18 protein-coding genes are annotated in these 17,985 nt (G+C 63.2%); 5 read left to right on the top strand and 13 right to left on the bottom strand.

Annotated elements, in window-relative coordinates:
- Positions 1 to 99 precede the first annotated feature (99 nt).
- Both I603_RS10665 and I603_RS10670 read right to left on the bottom strand, forming a co-directional pair.
- Positions 100 to 585 carry a YcgN family cysteine cluster protein gene (locus I603_RS10665; RefSeq protein WP_068864908.1) on the bottom strand — a complete coding sequence of 162 codons (486 nt, stop codon included), beginning with the start codon at positions 583 to 585 and terminating at the stop codon, positions 100 to 102.
- Positions 573 to 1,181: an SCO family protein gene (locus I603_RS10670; RefSeq protein ID WP_068864910.1), complete on the bottom strand. Its 609-nt coding sequence runs from the start codon at positions 1,179 to 1,181 to the stop codon at positions 573 to 575. Before I603_RS10670 ends, I603_RS10665 begins: the two co-directional genes overlap by 13 nt.
- 74 nt (positions 1,182 to 1,255) lie before the next feature.
- Between I603_RS10670 and I603_RS10675 the strand changes: the two genes are divergently transcribed.
- The 3 genes from I603_RS10675 to ssb all read left to right on the top strand — a co-directional run bounded on the left by I603_RS10675 (position 1,256) and on the right by ssb (position 3,247).
- Positions 1,256 to 1,897, top strand: coding sequence for an ankyrin repeat domain-containing protein (locus tag I603_RS10675; protein WP_232305357.1), 642 nt, complete (start codon positions 1,256 to 1,258; stop codon positions 1,895 to 1,897).
- A gap of 1 nt (position 1,898) precedes the next feature.
- Positions 1,899 to 2,585, top strand: a complete 687-nt coding sequence (locus I603_RS10680; RefSeq protein WP_068864915.1) for a COQ9 family protein — start codon at positions 1,899 to 1,901, stop codon at positions 2,583 to 2,585.
- Between the two features lie 128 nt (positions 2,586 to 2,713).
- A complete protein-coding gene (ssb, locus tag I603_RS10685) occupies positions 2,714 to 3,247 on the top strand; it encodes a single-stranded DNA-binding protein (protein WP_068864917.1) in 534 nt (177 codons plus the stop codon).
- Between the two features lie 184 nt (positions 3,248 to 3,431).
- Here the strand turns inward: ssb and groL are convergent, their stop codons facing one another.
- Positions 3,432 to 5,063 (bottom strand): chaperonin GroEL, encoded by a 1,632-nt coding sequence (gene groL / locus I603_RS10690; protein ID WP_068864919.1) that lies wholly within the window; start codon positions 5,061 to 5,063, stop codon positions 3,432 to 3,434.
- 54 nt (positions 5,064 to 5,117) lie between these two features.
- Positions 5,118 to 5,405, bottom strand: a complete 288-nt coding sequence (gene groES, locus I603_RS10695) for a co-chaperone GroES (protein WP_068864921.1) — start codon at positions 5,403 to 5,405, stop codon at positions 5,118 to 5,120.
- Positions 5,406 to 5,629: 224 nt separating this feature from the next.
- On the opposite strand from groES, the gene I603_RS10700 reads away from it, so the two are divergent.
- Positions 5,630 to 6,529: a mechanosensitive ion channel family protein gene (locus I603_RS10700; RefSeq protein ID WP_068864923.1), complete on the top strand. Its 900-nt coding sequence runs from the start codon at positions 5,630 to 5,632 to the stop codon at positions 6,527 to 6,529.
- On the opposite strand, the gene I603_RS10705 is transcribed toward I603_RS10700, so the two are convergent.
- Both I603_RS10705 and I603_RS14570 read right to left on the bottom strand, forming a co-directional pair.
- Complete coding sequence (locus I603_RS10705; protein ID WP_068864925.1) at positions 6,477 to 7,901, bottom strand: MATE family efflux transporter; 1,425 nt, start codon at positions 7,899 to 7,901, stop codon at positions 6,477 to 6,479. The genes I603_RS10700 and I603_RS10705 overlap by 53 nt on opposite strands.
- A 276-nt stretch (positions 7,902 to 8,177) precedes the next feature.
- Positions 8,178 to 8,525, bottom strand: a complete 348-nt coding sequence (locus I603_RS14570) for a hypothetical protein (RefSeq protein WP_143736708.1) — start codon at positions 8,523 to 8,525, stop codon at positions 8,178 to 8,180.
- Positions 8,526 to 8,643: 118 nt separating this feature from the next.
- On the opposite strand from I603_RS14570, the gene I603_RS14575 reads away from it, so the two are divergent.
- On the top strand, positions 8,644 to 9,645 hold the full coding sequence (locus I603_RS14575; protein WP_143736709.1) for a hypothetical protein: 1,002 nt from the start codon (positions 8,644 to 8,646) through the stop codon (positions 9,643 to 9,645).
- Positions 9,646 to 9,667: 22 nt separating this feature from the next.
- On the opposite strand, the gene csgH is transcribed toward I603_RS14575, so the two are convergent.
- From csgH to I603_RS10745, 7 genes are all read right to left on the bottom strand, one after another.
- Positions 9,668 to 9,964: a curli-like amyloid fiber formation chaperone CsgH gene (csgH, locus tag I603_RS10715; RefSeq protein WP_143736710.1), complete on the bottom strand. Its 297-nt coding sequence runs from the start codon at positions 9,962 to 9,964 to the stop codon at positions 9,668 to 9,670.
- A gap of 68 nt (positions 9,965 to 10,032) precedes the next feature.
- Complete coding sequence (locus I603_RS10720) at positions 10,033 to 10,797, bottom strand: hypothetical protein (protein ID WP_143736711.1); 765 nt, start codon at positions 10,795 to 10,797, stop codon at positions 10,033 to 10,035.
- Between the two features lie 16 nt (positions 10,798 to 10,813).
- A complete protein-coding gene (locus I603_RS10725; protein ID WP_084440058.1) occupies positions 10,814 to 11,458 on the bottom strand; it encodes a hypothetical protein in 645 nt (214 codons plus the stop codon).
- A gap of 108 nt (positions 11,459 to 11,566) precedes the next feature.
- The gene (locus I603_RS10730) at positions 11,567 to 12,805 is read right to left on the bottom strand and encodes a hypothetical protein (RefSeq protein ID WP_068864935.1); all 1,239 of its coding nucleotides are present in this window, start codon (positions 12,803 to 12,805) and stop codon (positions 11,567 to 11,569) included.
- A 116-nt stretch (positions 12,806 to 12,921) separates the two neighbouring features.
- The gene (locus tag I603_RS14580; RefSeq protein ID WP_158093646.1) at positions 12,922 to 14,400 is read right to left on the bottom strand and encodes a hypothetical protein; all 1,479 of its coding nucleotides are present in this window, start codon (positions 14,398 to 14,400) and stop codon (positions 12,922 to 12,924) included.
- 200 nt (positions 14,401 to 14,600) lie between these two features.
- Positions 14,601 to 15,902 (bottom strand): hypothetical protein, encoded by a 1,302-nt coding sequence (locus I603_RS10740; RefSeq protein WP_068864939.1) that lies wholly within the window; start codon positions 15,900 to 15,902, stop codon positions 14,601 to 14,603.
- Positions 15,903 to 15,991: 89 nt separating this feature from the next.
- A complete protein-coding gene (locus I603_RS10745; protein ID WP_084440059.1) occupies positions 15,992 to 17,959 on the bottom strand; it encodes a beta strand repeat-containing protein in 1,968 nt (655 codons plus the stop codon).
- Positions 17,960 to 17,985 lie beyond the last annotated feature (26 nt).

The raw sequence follows: 17,985 nt of genomic DNA on the forward strand, positions 1-17,985 counted from the left end.
TCAGGCGCCTCGCGTGGCGCAGCCGGCGCAAGACGATCGGGACGGTTCTGCCGCAGAGTTCGATTTCCGGTTGCAGCGGGACGCGGCGCAGCCAGTCGATCACGCGCCTTCCTCCTCTGCCTCGCGCGTGGTCCGCTCGGGGCGGGGTGAGGGCCAGTCGGTAATGTGGTGCTCGATCGGTCCGGCGTCGGTTTCGCTCACCACCCGGCCAATGACGGACACGCCCACCCGCCGCACCGCGTCGCGATCGCCGCTGATGAGATAGTGCCAACTCGGCAAAGGGCGATCATCGGCGCGCAGACGATAGGCACAGGTTGGCGGTAGCCAGCTTACCTGCTCGACGATCCGCAAGGTCAGACGCAGGCAATCGGGAACGAAGGCCTTGCGGTTCTTGTAGTCGCTGCAGCGTGCTGTCCCCGTGTCGAGCAGCCGGCAGGCCACGTTCGTATCATGGATTTCGCCGGTATCGGCATCCTCGAGCTTGTGCAGGCAGCAACGCCCGCAGCCGTCGCACAGCGCTTCCCACTCGGCGCGGTTGAGCGCGCCAAGCGGCAGTTCCCAGAAGCGCTCTCTCAACTCACCCATTTGTCGAGTTCCGCGGCGACAGCGTCCGCGCCCTCGTCGACCGGGAGCGTCGCCAGCGGCTCGCCCTCGGGGCCGAACAGGTAGACGATATTGGAATGATCGACGAGATAACCGCCGCCCTCCACCGGCTCGCCCTTGGCATAAAAGACCCGGAACGCCTTGGCCGCAGCTGCGATCTGTTCCGGTGTGCCAGTTAGGCCGATGATGTCGGGCGAGAAGGCGGCAGCGAATTCGCCGACGACTTCGGGCGTGTCACGCTCGGGATCGATGGTGATGAAGATCGGTTGGGTCTTGGCCGCCTTGTCCGGATCATCGGCCTTCAGCACCTTCAGGCCTTGCGCGACGCGCTGCATGTCGGTCGGGCAAATGTCGGGACAGAAGGCATAACCGAAATAGACCACCCGGTACTTGCCGGCAAAGTCGCTCCAGCGCACGGTTTCGCCTGTGCTGCTTGTGAGCGCGAAATCACCGCCGATATCTGCCCCGGCAAGGGGGGGTTCTGCTGCGGGCGCACCGGCATTGCAACCTGCCAGCGCCAGCGTGACGGCGGCAAACAGGGCGGTTAGGCTTGGCGAAGGGTTGTTGAGGCGGTTCATGGTCTGCTAACCGGGTTATTGCGAGATGGCCGCGCAGGCGGCGAGTGTGACAGGGAATGCGAAAGGATCAAACGGTGGCTGTGGATGTTTTGCGCAAGTTAGGGTCTCCCCAGCGGATTGCCAGCGCAATCCTGCCGGCGCTCGCGCTTGTGCTCGCGGTTCCGGTCGCGGCGCAGTTCCAGTCCGAAGGCTACCAGTTCCTGGAGGCGGTCAAGGACCGTGACGGGGACAAGGCCACCGACATGCTTAACAAGCCCGGGACACAGGTCGTCAATTCGCGCGACCTGACCAGCGGGGATACCGGGCTCCACATTGTGGTCCAGCGCCGCGATGCCTTGTGGACGCGCTTCCTCCTGCAGCGCGGTGCCGATCCGAACATCCGCAACAAGAAGGGTCTCACCCCGTTGCAGATGGCAACGACGCTCGGCTTTGTCGAAGGGGCCGAGGCTTTGATCAAGGGTGGGGCGGATGTGAATGTCGGCGACCAGACCGGCGAAACGCCGCTGATTGCCGCTGTTCACCAGCGCAATACCGAATTGGTGCGTGTGTTGCTCGACAAGGGTGCAGACCCTGACCACAATGACAATTCCGGCCGTTCTGCGCGACAATACATGGAGCTGATGAGCGGGAACACGCTGATGAAGCAGGTGTTCAAGGATGCCGACGACAAGCGCGCCGGCAAGGAACCGAAACGCCAGTACGGGCCTTCTTTCTGATATGAACACCGCAACCACCGATTTCGCCGACATGACACTCGACGAGCTGCGTGTCGCACTCGCGCCCGATATTGCCGCTTCGGCGATCTTTGACGGCTGGAACGAGACTGCGCTGCTGGCTGCGGCGGAAATGGCCGGCTGCGATCCCGATATCGCGCGGCTGGCCTTTCCCGGCCATGGCGCGGGCGGCCTGGCGATGGAGATGATCGAGGCCTGGATCACCAGCGTCGACCAGGCGATGGAAGCCGAATGGCCGGCCGAACGGCTTGCCGCCCTCAAGATCCGCGAGCGTATCTGCACGCTGGTCGCTTTCCGGCTGGATGCGGTGGCGGACGTGGACGAAGCCGTGCGCCGTGCGCTTGCGGTGATGGCGCAGCCCCAGAATGCGCCGCGCGCCCTCAAGCTGGGCTGGCGTTCGGCCGACATCATGTGGCGCCTCGCCGGGGACACCGCGACCGATTACAACCACTACACCAAGCGCGCGATCCTTGCCGGGATCTATTCGGCGACGCTCGCCGTGTTCGTGAACGACGAGAGCGAGGGCAAGGCCGATACCCACGCCTTCCTCGATCGCCGGATCGAGGGCGTGATGAAGTTCGAGAAGGCAAAGGCGCAATTCCTCGGCAAGGACCGCGAATTGCCGAGCCTGACGCGGTTTCTCGGCAGGCTGCGTTACCCGGCGCGCTAAAGCCACCCGAACTGGTGATTAACGGGCCGGCGCTGGTGCGCCGCTGGCCAACCTTTCCTATTGTCTGGCAGAGATTCGGAGCGCATCCTGCGCCTACGAAGCAAGTGTCTGACGGGAAGGGTATTTCGATGGCGGGTTCGCTTAACAAGGTCATGCTGATCGGCAATCTCGGGGCTGACCCCGAAATCCGCACGTTCCAGAACGGCGGCAAGGTCGCAAACCTGCGCATCGCCACCTCGGAAACCTGGAAGGACCGCAACACGGGCGAACGTCAGGAACGCACCCAGTGGCACACGGTTGCGATCTTCAACGAAGGTCTGGTCGGCGTGGTCGAACGGTTCCTGAAGAAGGGCAGCAAGGTCTATGTCGAAGGCCAACTCGAAACCCGCAAATGGCAGGACCAGCAAGGCCAGGACCGCTATTCGACCGAGGTCGTGCTGCGCAATTACAACGGCACGCTGACCATGCTTGATGGCGCTCAGGGCGGTGGCGGCATGGGCGGCGGCGGCGGCGGCGGTGGTCGTTCGGGCGGCTATGGCGGTGGCGCTTCCGGCGGTGGTTCGTCGGGCGGCGGCTGGGATCAGGGCGGCGGAAACACCGGCCCTTCAGGCGGCTCGTCCGGCGGCGGTTATGACGATCTCGACGACGATATCCCGTTCTGATCCCTGCGTGAGGCGGCAACTGTCCTGACCTGGGCGGGCAATGAAAAACCCCGGCGGATCACTCCGCCGGGGTTTTCCTTTTGTCGGTGTTTGGGCCGACTCCGGCGGTGCCTTCCGGCCCCGCCGGCCGGCCTTGGGCGAGTGCGGAGCCAGCTTGCGCTGGCCCCCGACCCGCCCTGGCGGCTTAGAACCCCATGCCGCCCATGTCGGGCATCGCGGGTGCGGCCGGCTTTTCTTCCGGACGTTCCACGATGGCCGCTTCGGTGGTGATCAGCAGGCCGGCGACCGAGGCCGCATCCTGCAGCGCGGTGCGCACGACCTTGGTCGGGTCGATCACGCCGGCCTTCACCAGGTTCTCGTAAACGTCGGTGGCAGCGTTGAAGCCCTGGGTCTCGTCATCCTCGCGCAGCAGGTTGCCCGCGACCACCGCGCCATCATGGCCGGCGTTCTGGGCGATCTGCTTGATCGGGGCGGTGATCGCCTTGCGGATGATATCGACGCCGCGGGTCTGGTCTTCGTTCGCGCCCTTCAGGCCTTCGAGTGCCTTGGTGGCGTAAAGCAGCGCAGTACCGCCGCCCGGAACGATGCCTTCCTCAACCGCAGCGCGGGTCGCGTGGAGCGCGTCATCGACACGGTCCTTGCGCTCCTTCACTTCGACTTCGGTCGCACCGCCGACCTTGATCACGGCCACGCCGCCAGCAAGCTTGGCGAGACGCTCCTGGAGCTTTTCGCGGTCGTAATCGCTGGTGGTGTTGTCGATCTGGGTGCGGATCTCGGCGACGCGCGCCTTGATGTCGTCAGCCGAACCGGCGCCATCGACGATGGTGGTGTTGTCCTTGTCGATGGTGACCTTCTTGGCCTGACCGAGCATGCCGACGGTGACGTTTTCGAGCTTGATGCCGAGGTCTTCGCTGATCATCTCGCCCTTGGTGAGGATTGCGATGTCCTGCAGCATCGCCTTGCGACGATCGCCGAAGCCCGGAGCCTTGACCGCCGCGACCTTGAGGCCGCCGCGCAGCTTGTTGACCACGAGGGTGGCGAGCGCTTCGCCTTCGATGTCTTCGGCGATGATCAGCAGCGGACGGCCCGACTGCACCACCGCTTCGAGGATCGGCAGCATCGACTGCAGGTTCGACAGCTTCTTCTCGTGGATCAGGATATACGGGTTATCCAGTTCCACGGTCATCTTGTCGGGGTTGGTGATGAAGTAGGGCGACAGGTAGCCGCGGTCGAACTGCATGCCTTCGACCACATCGAGCTCGAATTCGAGGCCCTTGGCTTCCTCGACGGTGATCACGCCTTCCTTGCCGACCTTTTCCATGGCTTCGGCGATCTTTTCGCCGACTTCACGGTCGCCGTTGGCCGAGATGATGCCGACCTGGGCGATTTCCGAGCTGTCCGAGACGTCCTTCGAACGCGACTTGAGGTTCTCCACCACGGTGTTGACCGCCAGGTCGATACCGCGCTTGAGATCCATCGGGTTCATGCCGGCAGCGACCGACTTCATGCCTTCGGTGACGATCGCCTGGGCCAGAACGGTGGCGGTGGTGGTGCCGTCACCGGCAGCATCATTCGCCTTCGAGGCCACTTCGCGCAGCATCTGCGCGCCCATGTTCTCGTACTTGTCCTTGAGCTCGATTTCCTTGGCGACGCTCACACCGTCCTTGGTGATGCGCGGCGCGCCGAAGCTCTTGTCGATGACGACGTTGCGGCCCTTGGGGCCGAGGGTCACCTTGACGGCGTTGGCGAGGATATCGACGCCGCGCAGAATGCCTTCGCGGGCTTCGCGGCCGAACTTTACGTCCTTGGCAGCCATGATTGTTACTCCTGAGAATTGGTTGTGATTAGAAAGGGATAGGAGGCGCGGCGCTTAGCCGACGATCCCCATGATGTCGCTTTCCTTCATGATCAGCAGGTCTTCGCCGTTGATCTTGACTTCGGTGCCCGACCACTTGCCGAACAGCACGCGGTCGCCGACCTTGACGTCCATCGGGATGCGATCGCCATCGTCGTCACGTGCGCCGTCACCGACGGCGACGACTTCGCCTTCGCTCGGCTTTTCCTGGGCGCTGTCGGGGATGATGATGCCGCCAGCGGTCTTCTGGTCGGCTTCGATGCGACGGACCACGACGCGGTCGTGGAGCGGACGAAATGCCATGCTTGTGACCTTTCCTAGAGTGGATGAGTTGGCTTGGCACTCTCCCCTCGAGAGTGCCAACGCGGCGCATTTGGTCGCGCGGCCGGAATGAATCAAGACGCCGCACACAAAAAATTTTCTGCAGGTGCCGCTTGGCGCGCAGGGTGGCCAGGATGCCGCCGGTCCTATATTGGCGCGCCTTTTTGATGTGCCGCGACGCACTTGATAGATCGGAGCCTTGCCCCATGACCGCAACACGGCTTGCTGCCCTTGAGAACGAGCTTTCGAACGAACTGGTAGCAGAGCTGAACCTAGCCTCGACCGCGCTCGGCTGGCTGCGCGAAAATCTGGTTCACCTGGCCGGTGCGTTGGCGGTGCTCGTTATCGGGGTGATCGTCGCCCGGTTGCTGTCGAAAGCGGCGGACCGCGCGCTCAATCGCTCCGGACGGATCGAACCGACCGTCGCCAAGTTCCTCAGCAACATCATCAGGTACGCGCTTTGGGCGGTGGTCGCGATTACCGTGCTGACCCAGTTCGGCGTGCAGACCACCAGTATCATTGCAGCCTTGGGTGGCCTCGCGCTGGCGGTCGGCCTCGCGTTGCAGGGCACGCTGAGCAATGTCGCGGCCGGGGTAATGATACTGATCCAGCGCCCCTTCCGTGTCGGCGAGACGATCAGCGCAGGACCCGTGCTGGGCACGGTGAACGGGATCGGATTGTTCACCACCGAGATGGTGCAACCCGATGGTCTTTATGTGATGGTTCCCAATAACGAGTTGTGGAACAAGCCGATCGTCAATTTAACACGGATGCCGACCCGCCGGTTTGAGTTGCTGATCGGCATTTCCTATTCAGACAGTATCCAGCAGGCACGCGAAGAATTGCTGTCGCTGGCCGGCGACGATGCACGGGTGCTGGGCGATCCTGCACCGGAAGTTTTCGTTTCGGCGCTGGCCGACAGTTCGGTGACGATGGGCCTGAGGGTTTGGTGTGCGACAGGCGATTATCTCGCGCTGTCGTGGGACCTGACAGAAGCGGCCAAGGTCCGCTTCGACAAGGCCGGGCTCACCATTCCGTTCCCGCAGCGCGAAGTCAGGACGATTGCAGCGGCGGTGTGGCGGTCAGGTCGCCCGCACGGCGCGTAAGTCCGAGTGCGTCGCGCCGGTTCCAGCGCCAGATCAGCAAGATCGCTGCGAAGAACAGCCCGGTAGCAAGGCCGATCCAGACGCCCGTTCCCTCCAGCGGGGTGAAGAATCCCAGCCCGATCGCGGTCCCGATACCCGGAACCCAGTAGCTGAAGATCGCAATCCACATTGGTATGCGGGTATCCTGAAGCCCTCGCAATGCGCCTGCCGCCACGGCCTGCACTCCGTCGGCCAGCTGGAAGATCGCTGCGAGCACCAGATACTGGAGCGCGAACATGACCAGCAAGGCATTGGCCGGATCGGCCGGATCCACATAGATCGTCAGCAGCAATTCGGGGACAAGCAGCATGGCAAGTGCGGTCAACGACATGAACCCGGTTCCGATCGCCAGCGCTACCCAGCCGGCACGCTGCACGCCAACCGGATCGCGCGCGCCGTAGAAGTAGCCGACCCTGATGGCTGCGGCCTGCCCGACCCCGAATGGCACCTGGAACGCCAACGCCGCGAGCTGCAGCGCAACCGTATGGCCAGCCAGCTCGGCCGCGCCAAAGCGCCCCATCATGAACGCTGCACCGCCAAAGATTCCCGCCTCGGCGGTGATCGTCAGCGCAATCGGTGTGCCGATGCCAAGGATCAGCTTCAAGCGTTGCCAATCGGGTGCCCAGAACCGTCCCAAAACATGGTAGCGGTGCAGCCTCCGGTCGAACCGGATCGCCGCGACATAGGCACCCAGCGTGAACAGCGACGTGATGATCGTCGCCACTGCCGCGCCGGCCAGCCCTAAAGCGGGCGCCCCGAGATTGCCGAAGATGAAGGCGTAGTTGGCTAACGCATTCACGAATATGCCGAGCCCGGTGATCGCGGTTGCAAAGATCGGGCGGCCCAGCGCCGAGACGAAATTGCGCAGCACAGCCGCCATGAGCATCGGCACCATCGAGAAGACGATGACCGTATTGTACTCATTCGCCCTTGCGCGGATTGCGGGTTGCTGGCCGGACAGATGCATCAACGGATCGAGCAACAGGCACACGCCCATGCCGAAAATCCCCGCGATCACCGCCAACCACAAGGCCATGCGCACCGACCGCCTGACCCCGCGCACCGCCGGTCCGCGTGCGCCAAGCGCTTCGGCGATCAACGGAGCAACGGCGCCAGTCAGCCCTGTGAGCGCCCACAACACCAGGCCGAACAGTGAAACCGCCAGAGCTGAACCGGCCAGTTCCTGTTCTCCCAGCCGGGCGATAAAGATCACATCAATGGCATAGGTCAGCATCTGCAGCAGGTTTGCTGCTGCGAGCGGACCTGCAAGGCCGAGCGTCGCACGGACTTCCTGCCCCCAGCTGGGCGTCGAGAGTGGGATTGTGTGCTGCATGGTCGGATCCTGCCCGCCAGCAGGCGAGCCGTTCGCAATAGTTCCAGCGGCGAATCATGGGAAGCGGAAAACCGGCTGGCTGGCGGCGCAGACAGGCCCGTGATGCGTTCCTGTAGGGGTGGCCCTGGAGGCGGATTGTCCGGAATTTGGCGTGATCGTGCCCCGTAAGCCTAGCAAATGCGTTGTTTTCGCTTTTCCGAATCGCCCTTGCCCACCATAAGTTTGGTTAACGGGGGATAACGCGGTGACCAGTTCGAAGGCAGATATTGCTGGCGCCTACCCGCTGGATCTTGCGGTGGGTTGGCAAGCGTCGGGTGCGGGCACGGTCCGCACCGGCGCCAGTGCCGCTGCACCTGCCTCCTTTCTCTGGTCGCGCGCCTTGCCGGGGACGGTGGTCGCCGTGGCGGCGCTGGCCTTGCCGGAATTTTCGGTAGGGGCGGGGGACCTATCGGGGCTGCGACCCGGTGCCGAGCCGGTCGCTTCTTTCGAGCTGCCTTCCGTCATGCCCGCTGTGGCGCAACCTGCCAGCCCGTCATCTGCTTCCCTGCTCCCGGCTGTGCCGCGCACACGCACGGGTCTGGTCTCGGTCCCGGTTGCAGCCGAGCCGGAATCGGCGGATGCCATGCGGCCTGCTGCTCTGGAGGGTTCCGCGTCATGGGCGAGAAGTGCCGTGCCGGTCGAGCACGCAAGTGTCGGCGCGAGGCCTGGAATTCCCCTTGCGACCGAACCCACCCGGTCGGCTTTGCAGATCGTGACCCCTGCCGACCTGCCGGCCAGTAGCCCTTCGGTTTCCGCATCGTCCTCGGCACCGGGCTTTAATTTCCTGACCGGCTCATTGGCCGTGTCGGCAATTCCGTTCGAGTCTGTCGACGTCGGGACGATCATCATTGCGCCAGACCTTGATGCGGAGGCATCGGCGGACTTGGCCCGGCCGAGGCCCGCGGATGAGCCGACGGGTCCGACGTTATCCGGCGCGTCCGTGTCGGCCGATGATGCCGACCTCTCAAGCTTTGCCGTCCGGATCGGGCCCGCAGTGGAGCTACCCAATCCTGCTGGCGGCAACTTTTCCGGTGCGATCAAACCGGGACCGGACCAGTCCGGGATCTCCTCTGCCCCGGCGGCGATCCAGGTGAATGCGGCTCCGGGCAGCCCCGTGGTTCTTCCGTCCGCTCCGGTAACGCAACCGCGTTCTGCACCTACCGCCCTGTCAGCTGCCGCACCCTCGCGCCCGCGGGCGAACCCGGGCGTTGCACCGCCGCCAAGTGCCGCCACCGCGAACCCGGCGCCACCGCGGGCCGAACGACCTGCCCTTGCCGGAATCCCGCGTCCCTTGCAGCAGGTCGTCCCGCCCGGAGCCGGCGTCGAATCTGCCTACATGATCGACGTGACGTCGCAGCTCCTCACCCGGATCGACGGCAAGGCTGCCGGGAAGATCGATTTCAGGCAGACCACGAGCGGCCTCGAGGTGCGGATCGGTTCACTGGCAGAAATGCTGGGCGACCGCTTCGATGCAGCGACGCGTGAGCGGATGACTTCGTCTGCTGCCAGCAACGTCTATCTTTCGCTGGCTCAGTTGCAGGCGCAGGGCATCCCGATCAGCTATGATCCCGTCTATGACGAGTTCAACATCGGGATGCTGGACACGCGTCCCAAGGCGGCTCGCAAGGTGCATATGGACCAGATCAGCACGCCGGAGCGCGGACCCGGTAGCGCTTTCGTCGGGCAGGTTCCGCGCCCCCGCTAGGCCGCGCCCGCGCCGAGCGTCGTCAGGTTTCCGCTTCCGGACAATCGCCTGCGAGGATTTCGTAGGGATCGCCCCCTTCCTCCTCTGCCAGCAGCCGCACACACCAGCTCTCGCCGACGCTCGCTGTCATCGTTGACAGTCGCACGGGTGTATTCGCTGCGAGCATGGTGGAGCCGCGATGACGCGAGTTTGAGCGACCCGAAACCTCAAGCTCGTAACTGACCTGCCGCGCCCGGGCGGAGTGGCCGACCAGCTCCACGGTGATCGCGCCATCGGTCTGTTCGACCTTGAGCGAAAGGGCGCGCGGTACATCATTCATCGGGGTCAGTGCCTGTGCTGTGGTTGCGAGGACCGCCGTGAGAGCGAGAGGTGCGATGCGGCGAATCATCACGGCCCGCCCGCGCCGCCGCCGCCGAGCTGGTTGATGATTGCATTGATCACGCCTTCGGTCCCGGGCGGCAAGCCTGAGAGCGGCTCGGCTTCCTCTTCGGGCCCCGATGCGGGCGGCGGCGGTGCGAGTGCCACCGAGGCGATCGCCTGGTTATCGAAATCGTCGGGTGCAGCCTTGGTGCGGGCGAGACGCTCGATCACCCTTTCGACATTGGGGACGCCGTTTTCGTCAACGCCGCCGCGCAGCAAGCGCTCCTCTGCCGACACGGGCTGTGATGAACGCTCGGCGAATTCGCCTGACCGCGTCTCGATGCGGTTGCGGCAGAGCGCCCGGATCGCGTCGATGTCGGGCGGGTTGTCGCAGATATCCGTTCCTTCGATTGCCTGGAACAACACGCGCCGCTCGCTCGGTGTTAGCTGGGCGAGGCGCGCTTCAAGCTCGGCTCTGGACAATTGCGACATGCTCGAGCTGTTTCTGCCGCCGGTGCTGATCTGCATTGTCTCGCGTTCGGCACCGGTGTCGGTAACCTGCTCGCCGGCGATATCCAGGCGGCGCTCGCGGGCGGTCGGAGCGGCGGGCGCCGGGCCGAGATAGGCCTTGCCGGTCGCCTCATCCTCAGCGCGACGTTTGATCTCGTCGCCGATCTGAACGGTCTCGACGCGGCTGCCCTGCGCTTCCTGCGCGTTCACCGCGGGCAGCGTGCCGAACACCGCTGCCGATGCAAGCACTGTCCACAGCAGAACTGCGGAGCGGCCGCTCATCTGGCGTTTCCCCGTATCACTGCCCTGGCGGCGGCGCGAATTGTGCACCGCCCACGTTGGTCTGAGTGATTTCCATTTGCGGATTGCCCTGCTGGACCTGGATCGCGGACAGCCCATCGCCGATCTGGCTCCAGATCAGCCGGTTGCCTGTGCCGGTCTGAACCGCGCCCATCAGGTTGCCATTGCCATCCTGGGTGAGGGTCGCCTCGTTGTCGCTCCCGTCCTGGGTAAGGACAATGCGGTTATCGTCACCGGTCTGGGAAAGATTGGCGGTGGTGACGGCACCTGACTCGGACTGGTTCTGAGACACGTCGACGAAATTGCGGTTGCCCTGCTGGGCCATCAGCAAGGTCGAGGTGCCCGAGCCGTTCTGGTTCGCGATCGCTGTGTTGTCATCGCCCTGCTGCGCGATGCGGGCTGAATGCGGTGCGCTGCCCTGCTGGGTCAGCGTGGCGGCGTTGCCATTCCCGCTCTGTGCGATACTGGCCGCTGCGTCAGGCGCCGTCTGGGTGACGGTGGTGCGATTGTCATCGCCGATCTGGGTGACGAACACACCCCTGTCGGGCGCAGGGTTGGCCAGCGCCGGCGCGGCAAGGGTCGCCGCTGCGGCAAGGCTCGCCAAGCGGCCAGCAAGACTACAAGAGGCAAAGCGGTTCGTCATGACATCATCCTACCCTGAAAAGGCGATCCGGGCGAGCGCGAAGTCTCGCCCGGATCCTGTCGTGACGGGCGGGCCGATCGAAGACCTGCCCGTCACGTACGGCTCAGTTCACGGCGTGCTCGGCAGCGGCGAGGTCGGGATGGAGGCCGGGGCAGCGCCCTGCGTCACGGTCACCGCGTTACCATTGCCGGTCTGGCTGATCGACGACGTGTTGCCGTTGCTGGTCTGGTAGACGGTGGCACTGTTGGTGCCGCCCAGCTGGGTGATGGTCGACGTGTTGTCGTTGCCCGTCTGCAGCAGATAGGCATCGTTGTCGCTGCCGATGCCCTGGGTGATGGTCGACGTGTTGTCGTTGCCGAGCTGGAAGACGGCGGCCTCGTTGTCGTTACCGCCGTTCACGGTCGTGCCATCGGCCGCGAAGGCCTGGTTGATGGTCGCCGTATTGCCGACGCCGACCTGCTCGATGTAGGCCAGGCTGCCGATCCCCTCCTGGTTGATCGTCGCGGAAGACGGATTATCGGTACCGCCATCGGGGAAGTTGACGCCGGACTGGACGACCTGCGCCTCCGCATTGTCACCGTCCTGCTTGATGGTGCTGGTGTTGCTGTTGCCCGACTGCGTCACATCCGCGATGTTGGCTTGACCATTCTGGATGATTCTGCTGTCGTTGAACACCGCGAATTCGGGATCGACCGCGAACTGGCGGACCGTCGCGACGTTCCCGCCACCGCCCGAACCATCGATCCCGCCCTGGATGATCGAAGAGGTATTGGCAAAGCCCAGATCCAGTTCCTCGCCCTGTATGACAGTGGCTGTGTTGCTAATGGTGGTCTGCACCACCGTCGAGACCAAACCGGCACCTGACTGCCTCACGTCCGCGTCGTTCAGGCCATCCGACTGCGTGATGTTCGAGGTGTTCTGGAGGGTCGGATCAAAAAGGTCGTCATGGACCTGGCGGACGAACGCCAAATTGCTTTGGCCATCCTGAACAATTTCCGATTCGTTGGAAAAGTCGTCCGGGTCGATAAGCAAACCGGTGTCAGTCTGGCTGACCCTGGCCTCGTTGCCCAATGTCGCGGTGCTGCCAGACTGGGCGATGGTCGACAGGCTCCCGTTAAGGCCGCCCTGGTTGACGTCGGCGAGGTTGTCGAAATCTTCCTGCACGATGCCGGAAACGTCGTTGCTGCCAGTCTGGCTGATGGTGGCACTTTGCCCGTCGCCCGACTGTTCGATCGCACTGCAATTGCCGGTCGCGGCGGTGCAGGCGGCAGGCGTGGTTGCCTGGGCAAAGGCCGGTGCGGCTATGGATAGCGCCAGGATCGAGGCGCCAGCAAAGATCATCTTCATTGCATTTCTCCTTTGGTGGTTCAGTAGCTTGCGACGTGGTTTACGGTTCTTCCGGGATCGAATGTCCCGGTGTCGGGGCCGGGCGGACCGCAGCGGGCCCGTCCGGAAACTGTGGTTCAGGGGATCCCCTGGTTGACGGTGATCATGCCGGCGGTGCCGCTCTGCGTGACACTGGAGGTGTTGCCGTTGCTGTATTGATTGACATTGGCCATGTTGCCGCTCCCCCCCTGCTGGACAATCGACGAGATATTGCCTTCGCTCAGCGCGGCTTGCAACAGGTTCGCGGTGTCCCCGCTGCCCGATTGCGTAACGGTGGATTGGCCATTGGTGCCGCGCTGTTCGATGTCCGCCCTGTTCCCGCTGCCGGTCGCCTGCTGGTCGACATAGGAGAAATTGCCCGATCCGCTGATCTGGTCGACAAAGGCAATGTCGTTGGTGCCGTTCTGCTCGATGAACGAGGACTGGTTCTGGCCGGTCTGCACGACGCCAACGGTCGAGGTGTCGGCAAGCGAGGGAAGGGCCGCAGCATTGTTCTGGCGGATGTCGGATAGGTTGCCCAACCCGTTCTGGGTCAGCGTGGCCAGCGTGCGGCCGGTGCCTTCCTGGATGATGCGCGAGAAATTGGCCCGCACGCTGTCGGTCCCGCCGCTGATGGGGTTGTCGCGATCCGTCCCCGAAACCATGCCGGACATGTCGGACGAATTCTGCGAGACGTCGATCACCCCGCTGCCCGAACGCTGCTGGATGAAGCTGTCATTGCCATCTTCGCGCTGGGTCACCCTAAGGCTGCTGGTGAGTTGGCCGGTCCGGAAATTCTCCTGCTCGACCCGCGACAGGTTGTCGTTGCCACTCTGCCCGATCGTTACCATCCTGCCGGCAAAGGCCGAAATGCCAGTGCCATTGATCCCGGTTTGCACCACCGACGATTTGTTGTCGTCGCCAACCTGCACTGATTCCGCAGTTCCCGTGCCAGTTGCGCCCGAATTGGACTGGATGATCACGATATCGTTACGGTCGCCGATTTGTATGGTTCGCGCGGAAAGCCGCTCTCCGCCCGCGAGCTGATAGACTTCGGCATTGTTAAGGTCGCCCAGTTGAACAATGCCGTCCAATACATTGCCTATGGAGGAATTGCCGCTCTGCTGAAATGCGACAGCTGTATTTCCCTCACCTTGCGACTGCTCTATTGCTACTGTGCCCCGAGTTAAGGTCTGTCCGGAACCATCTTGTTCAACATAGGACATGTTTGCGCCGGTCTGGAATACATCTGTCCTGGAACCGGCGGTTCCCAGCTGGCGGATGGTAGAGTTGGCACCCTCCCCGGATTGCACGACCCGTGCAAGAGTTTGCCCAACCGCACTTCCGACGCCGGACTGCAGCACGTAGGATGTGGCGTTGCTGCCACTCTGGAAAACGCCCACACCAGTGTTGTTGGGGATGCCCACCGACCCGTCGATCTGGTCAACATCGGACACGTTGCCGCTACCCGTCTGTAACACTGTCGTGAGCAGACCCGTCCCGTCTTGCGTGACGAGCGAGCAATTATTGTCGGCCGCGGTGCATTCGGGCGTTCCGGGCGCTCCGGTCGGGTCCAACGGGTCGTCGGGCGCGGTCTGCGCCAGGGCCGGGCCTGCAAGGGACAGCGCCGCTATCGAGGCGCCTGTCAGGATGGCATTCTTCATTCTTTCAGTCCTTTTGTTCCATTGACGTGCGACCGTCGGAAGACTGACTTTCCGGGATCTTGCGCCCCGGCGAAGGGTGGGCGGGCCTGTTCGCCCCGCCCGGAAACTGTGGCTCAGGGCGCGCCCTGGTTGACGGTGATCATGCCGGCGGTGCCGTTCTGGATCACGCTGGATGTGTTGTCGTCGCTGTACTGGTTGACATTGGCCATGTTGCCGCTGCCGCCCTGGGTGATGGCGGAGATGTTGAACTCGCTCTCCAAGCCCTGAAGCAGATTGGCGGTGTTGGTGTTGCCGGCCTGCGTAACGGTGGATTCGCCCTCGTCGCCAAGCTGGCGAACATTGGCCGTATTGCCGAAGCTGTTCGCTTCATCGTCCTGATCGATCCTCGACAGGTTGCTGAAGCCGACCTGTTCGACGAAGGCCTGCAGGTTGTTGTCGAACTGGTTGTTGGCTGCGTTGATGCGGTCGGGGCTGTTCTGGTCGATGTAGGATTCGTTCTCGTCGCCGTTCTGGAACACGTCGGCGGTAATGCGCCGGCCATCCTGATCAATCTCGGACCGGTTGTCGTTGCCGATCTGCCAGACGCCGATCCGCGCATCGCCCGTTCCGATCGGATTGCCGTTGATCGCCGGATTGCCGACGTTCCCGAACCAGCCTTCCTGCAAGATGTCGGAGAAGTTGCCCTCACCGCCTTCCTGGCGAACGCCCGCGGTCGAGTTCCGGAAGGTCTGCTCAATCCGCGAAGTGTGCGAACCATCCTGGTAGACTTCGGCCTTCTGGCCCCGGTCACCGCCCTGGATGATTTCGGAGTCCGGGGTGCCGTTGATCTGGAATACCTCGGCGTCCTTGGCGCGAGAATTGTCGCCGGTCTGGGTGATCCTGCTGACGGCATCGAGCGTGCCCTCGTCCTGCACGACATAGGCGTAGCCGTTGACCCCGGTCTGGGAGATCGAGGAACCGGTGAAGCCCGTACTTTCGGGGTTCGCGTCTTTCCCGGCCCCGGTGCCGCGCTGAATGACCGTGGCCTGGTTGGTCTGGTTGTTGTTGTTGCCCGTATAGCTCTGCTCGATGACCGAGTTCATCGATGCCGAGGCCGCGCTCTGGTTGACGCTGGCTGTGTTGTCGCCGGTCTGCGTGATCGACGAATAACCCTTCAGGCCTTCCTGCGTCACTGTCGCCACATTGCCGACCGGCGGCGTATTCGACTGGTTTGTCGGATTGAGGGCGGGCTGGCTGTCCTGCTCGATCTTGGATTCGTTTTCAGAGCCTGTCTGGACGACCGTTGCACGTCCATCGGTGCCGGCCTGGACGACGGCGCTTTGATTGTTGTCCATGTCTTGGGGGGCGGCGAGAAGTGGCGCCGTCATCGCCAGCGCCAGCATCGAGGCTCCGGTTGTCATGGCTGGCTTCATCATCGTTCCTTCCAATTGCAATTGCGTTCTTCGTCTAGCTGCGGTCGTTCATGCTTTTCGCTGTTCCCCCGCGCCGGCTGGTGCATTGTCCTTTACGGCGTTGGCGGCGGCGCATTCTGGCCGACACTTGCGATGCTGTTGCTGCCGCTCTGGTTGATGTGCGAGACATTGTTCGATGCGGCCTGACTGACCAGGGCCTGATTGAGGCTTCCTCCCTGGGTGACGAAGGACTGGTTGAACGTCCCGTCCTGGTTGAGCCGGGCGAAGTTGTCGGTGCCCGACTGGGTGATCTCGGAAATGCCGTCGTCGCCGTTCTGATTGACATCGACCTCGTTGCTCAGGCCGCCTGCGTTCTGGAGCACGGTCGAACGGTTGCGATCGCCGATCTGGTCGATGAACGCGATATCATTGGTGCCGGACTGGGTGATGCCGGAGATATTGTCGTTACCATTCTGGTTGACACTGGCGGAAAGGAACGAGGCTACGCCCTGATTGAACGCACCGTTCTGAAGAATGGTGGACTGGTTGCGATTGCCGCTCTGGATGTTGCTGGTTAAGGCAAGCGTTTCTTGGCCGGTTCCGGCCGACAGCGTTATCGTCGCAACGTTATCGTCGCCGGTCTGCTGCGAGCCCACGAAGTTGCTGTTGCCATCCTGCAGGAGCGTGATCCGGTTGCGATCCCCGGTCTGCGTGACGTTGCCGAGGTTAGAGCGCCCTGTCTGGTCGATGTCCGCATTGTTGGCGGTGCCGGCCTGGGTCACGAACATCGACGGCGAGAATGGCGGATTCGTGTTGCGCCAGGTACCGTGGACCGCCGTCTGGTTGACATTGGAACGATTGTCGGCTCCGCTCTGGGTGACGGTCGTTCCCGGTACCCGGTTGAACGGATTGGGCGAGCCGACCTGGGTGATGATCGAGCCCTGATTGGTGCCGGTCTGGGTGACGGTTGCGTCGGCGTAGACGCCGGACTGGGTGATCTGCGACGAGCTGTTGCTGGCATTCTGCGTCACGCGGGCAATGCCTAGCGTGCCTGTCTGGTCGACATCCGAGACGTTCTGGTTGCCTGCCTGCACGACGGTGGCAAGGTTATCGGCGCCGCTCTGGTCGACGAAGGAATCGTTGAGATTGCCGGTCTGGGTAATATCCGCGGTGGCCCTGAGTCCGGTCGATGTCTGGGTGATGTAGGATTCGTTGTCGTCGCCGGTCTGGAACACGTCGACCACCTGATCGACGCCTTGCTGCAAGACATCCGAGCGGTTGTCGTTACCCCGCTGCCAGATGCCCAGTTCGTTGTCGCTGGTGCTCAGCGGATTGCCATCGGGGTCGTTGATAGGATCGCCCGCTTCGCCGTTGGTTCCGGTCTGCACGACATTGGAGACGTTGCCATCTCCGAGTTCCTGACGCACGGCTGCGGTGCTGTTGGTTCCGGTCTGGTTGACGGTGGAGAAGTTCGCACCATCCTGATAGACCTCGGCTTGGAACGATCCGCCGTCCTGGGTGACGATGGAATTGGCAGTGCCGCTTTCCTGAATCACCTCGATCCGCTGGTTGCCATTGCCGTTCTGGGAGACGCGGCTGATCGCATCCACGGTGCCTTCGTTCTGCTGGACGCGCACGTTTCCGTTGCGACCGGTCTGGATGATCTCCGAGCCGGTGAAATTCTGGGCGCCTGTGTCGGCCTCGCCAAGGCCCATGCCGTGCTGCTCGACAATCGCGCGATTATTGCCGGTGTCGGAGTTCTGGGTGATCAGCGAGTTCATGCCATTGCTGTCATCGCTCTGGGTCACGGTCGCGGTGTTGTCACCCGTCTGGTTGATGCGGGAAAAACCCCCGACGCCCTCCTGCGTCACCGTGGCGACATTCGCAATGTTCGTAGCGGCGCCGTTTGGCGTGTTGTCCTGCTCGATCGTGGATTTGTTTTCGGAGCCTGTCTGGGTGACGGTCGCCTGCCCGTTGGTGCCGGCCTGGGTTACAGAACTTTCATTATTGTCCTGCGCGGCGGCATTCCCGGCCGCAGCAATCGCAAGCAGCGATGCGGCAGCAAAAAGACGATACATCATAATCCCCCTCCAAATTTCCCGACCAC

This window comes from Erythrobacter dokdonensis DSW-74 (assembly GCF_001677335.1).
GTDB lineage: Bacteria > Pseudomonadota > Alphaproteobacteria > Sphingomonadales > Sphingomonadaceae > Erythrobacter > Erythrobacter dokdonensis.

Coding starts and splice junctions, on each gene's coding strand:
- I603_RS10665 (WP_068864908.1), bottom strand. CDS start 585: ATGGGTGAGTTGAGAGAGCGCTTCTGGGAACTGCCGCTTGGCGCGCTC.
- I603_RS10670 (WP_068864910.1), bottom strand. CDS start 1,181: ATGAACCGCCTCAACAACCCTTCGCCAAGCCTAACCGCCCTGTTTGCC.
- I603_RS10680 (WP_068864915.1), top strand. CDS start 1,899: ATGAACACCGCAACCACCGATTTCGCCGACATGACACTCGACGAGCTG.
- ssb (WP_068864917.1), top strand. CDS start 2,714: ATGGCGGGTTCGCTTAACAAGGTCATGCTGATCGGCAATCTCGGGGCT.
- groL (WP_068864919.1), bottom strand. CDS start 5,063: ATGGCTGCCAAGGACGTAAAGTTCGGCCGCGAAGCCCGCGAAGGCATT.
- groES (WP_068864921.1), bottom strand. CDS start 5,405: ATGGCATTTCGTCCGCTCCACGACCGCGTCGTGGTCCGTCGCATCGAA.
- I603_RS10700 (WP_068864923.1), top strand. CDS start 5,630: ATGACCGCAACACGGCTTGCTGCCCTTGAGAACGAGCTTTCGAACGAA.
- I603_RS10705 (WP_068864925.1), bottom strand. CDS start 7,901: ATGCAGCACACAATCCCACTCTCGACGCCCAGCTGGGGGCAGGAAGTC.
- I603_RS14570 (WP_143736708.1), bottom strand. CDS start 8,525: ATGGCATCCGCCGATTCCGGCTCGGCTGCAACCGGGACCGAGACCAGA.
- csgH (WP_143736710.1), bottom strand. CDS start 9,964: ATGAATGATGTACCGCGCGCCCTTTCGCTCAAGGTCGAACAGACCGAT.
- I603_RS10720 (WP_143736711.1), bottom strand. CDS start 10,797: ATGAGCGGCCGCTCCGCAGTTCTGCTGTGGACAGTGCTTGCATCGGCA.
- I603_RS10725 (WP_084440058.1), bottom strand. CDS start 11,458: ATGACGAACCGCTTTGCCTCTTGTAGTCTTGCTGGCCGCTTGGCGAGC.
- I603_RS10730 (WP_068864935.1), bottom strand. CDS start 12,805: ATGAAGATGATCTTTGCTGGCGCCTCGATCCTGGCGCTATCCATAGCC.
- I603_RS10740 (WP_068864939.1), bottom strand. CDS start 15,902: ATGATGAAGCCAGCCATGACAACCGGAGCCTCGATGCTGGCGCTGGCG.
- I603_RS10745 (WP_084440059.1), bottom strand. CDS start 17,959: ATGATGTATCGTCTTTTTGCTGCCGCATCGCTGCTTGCGATTGCTGCG.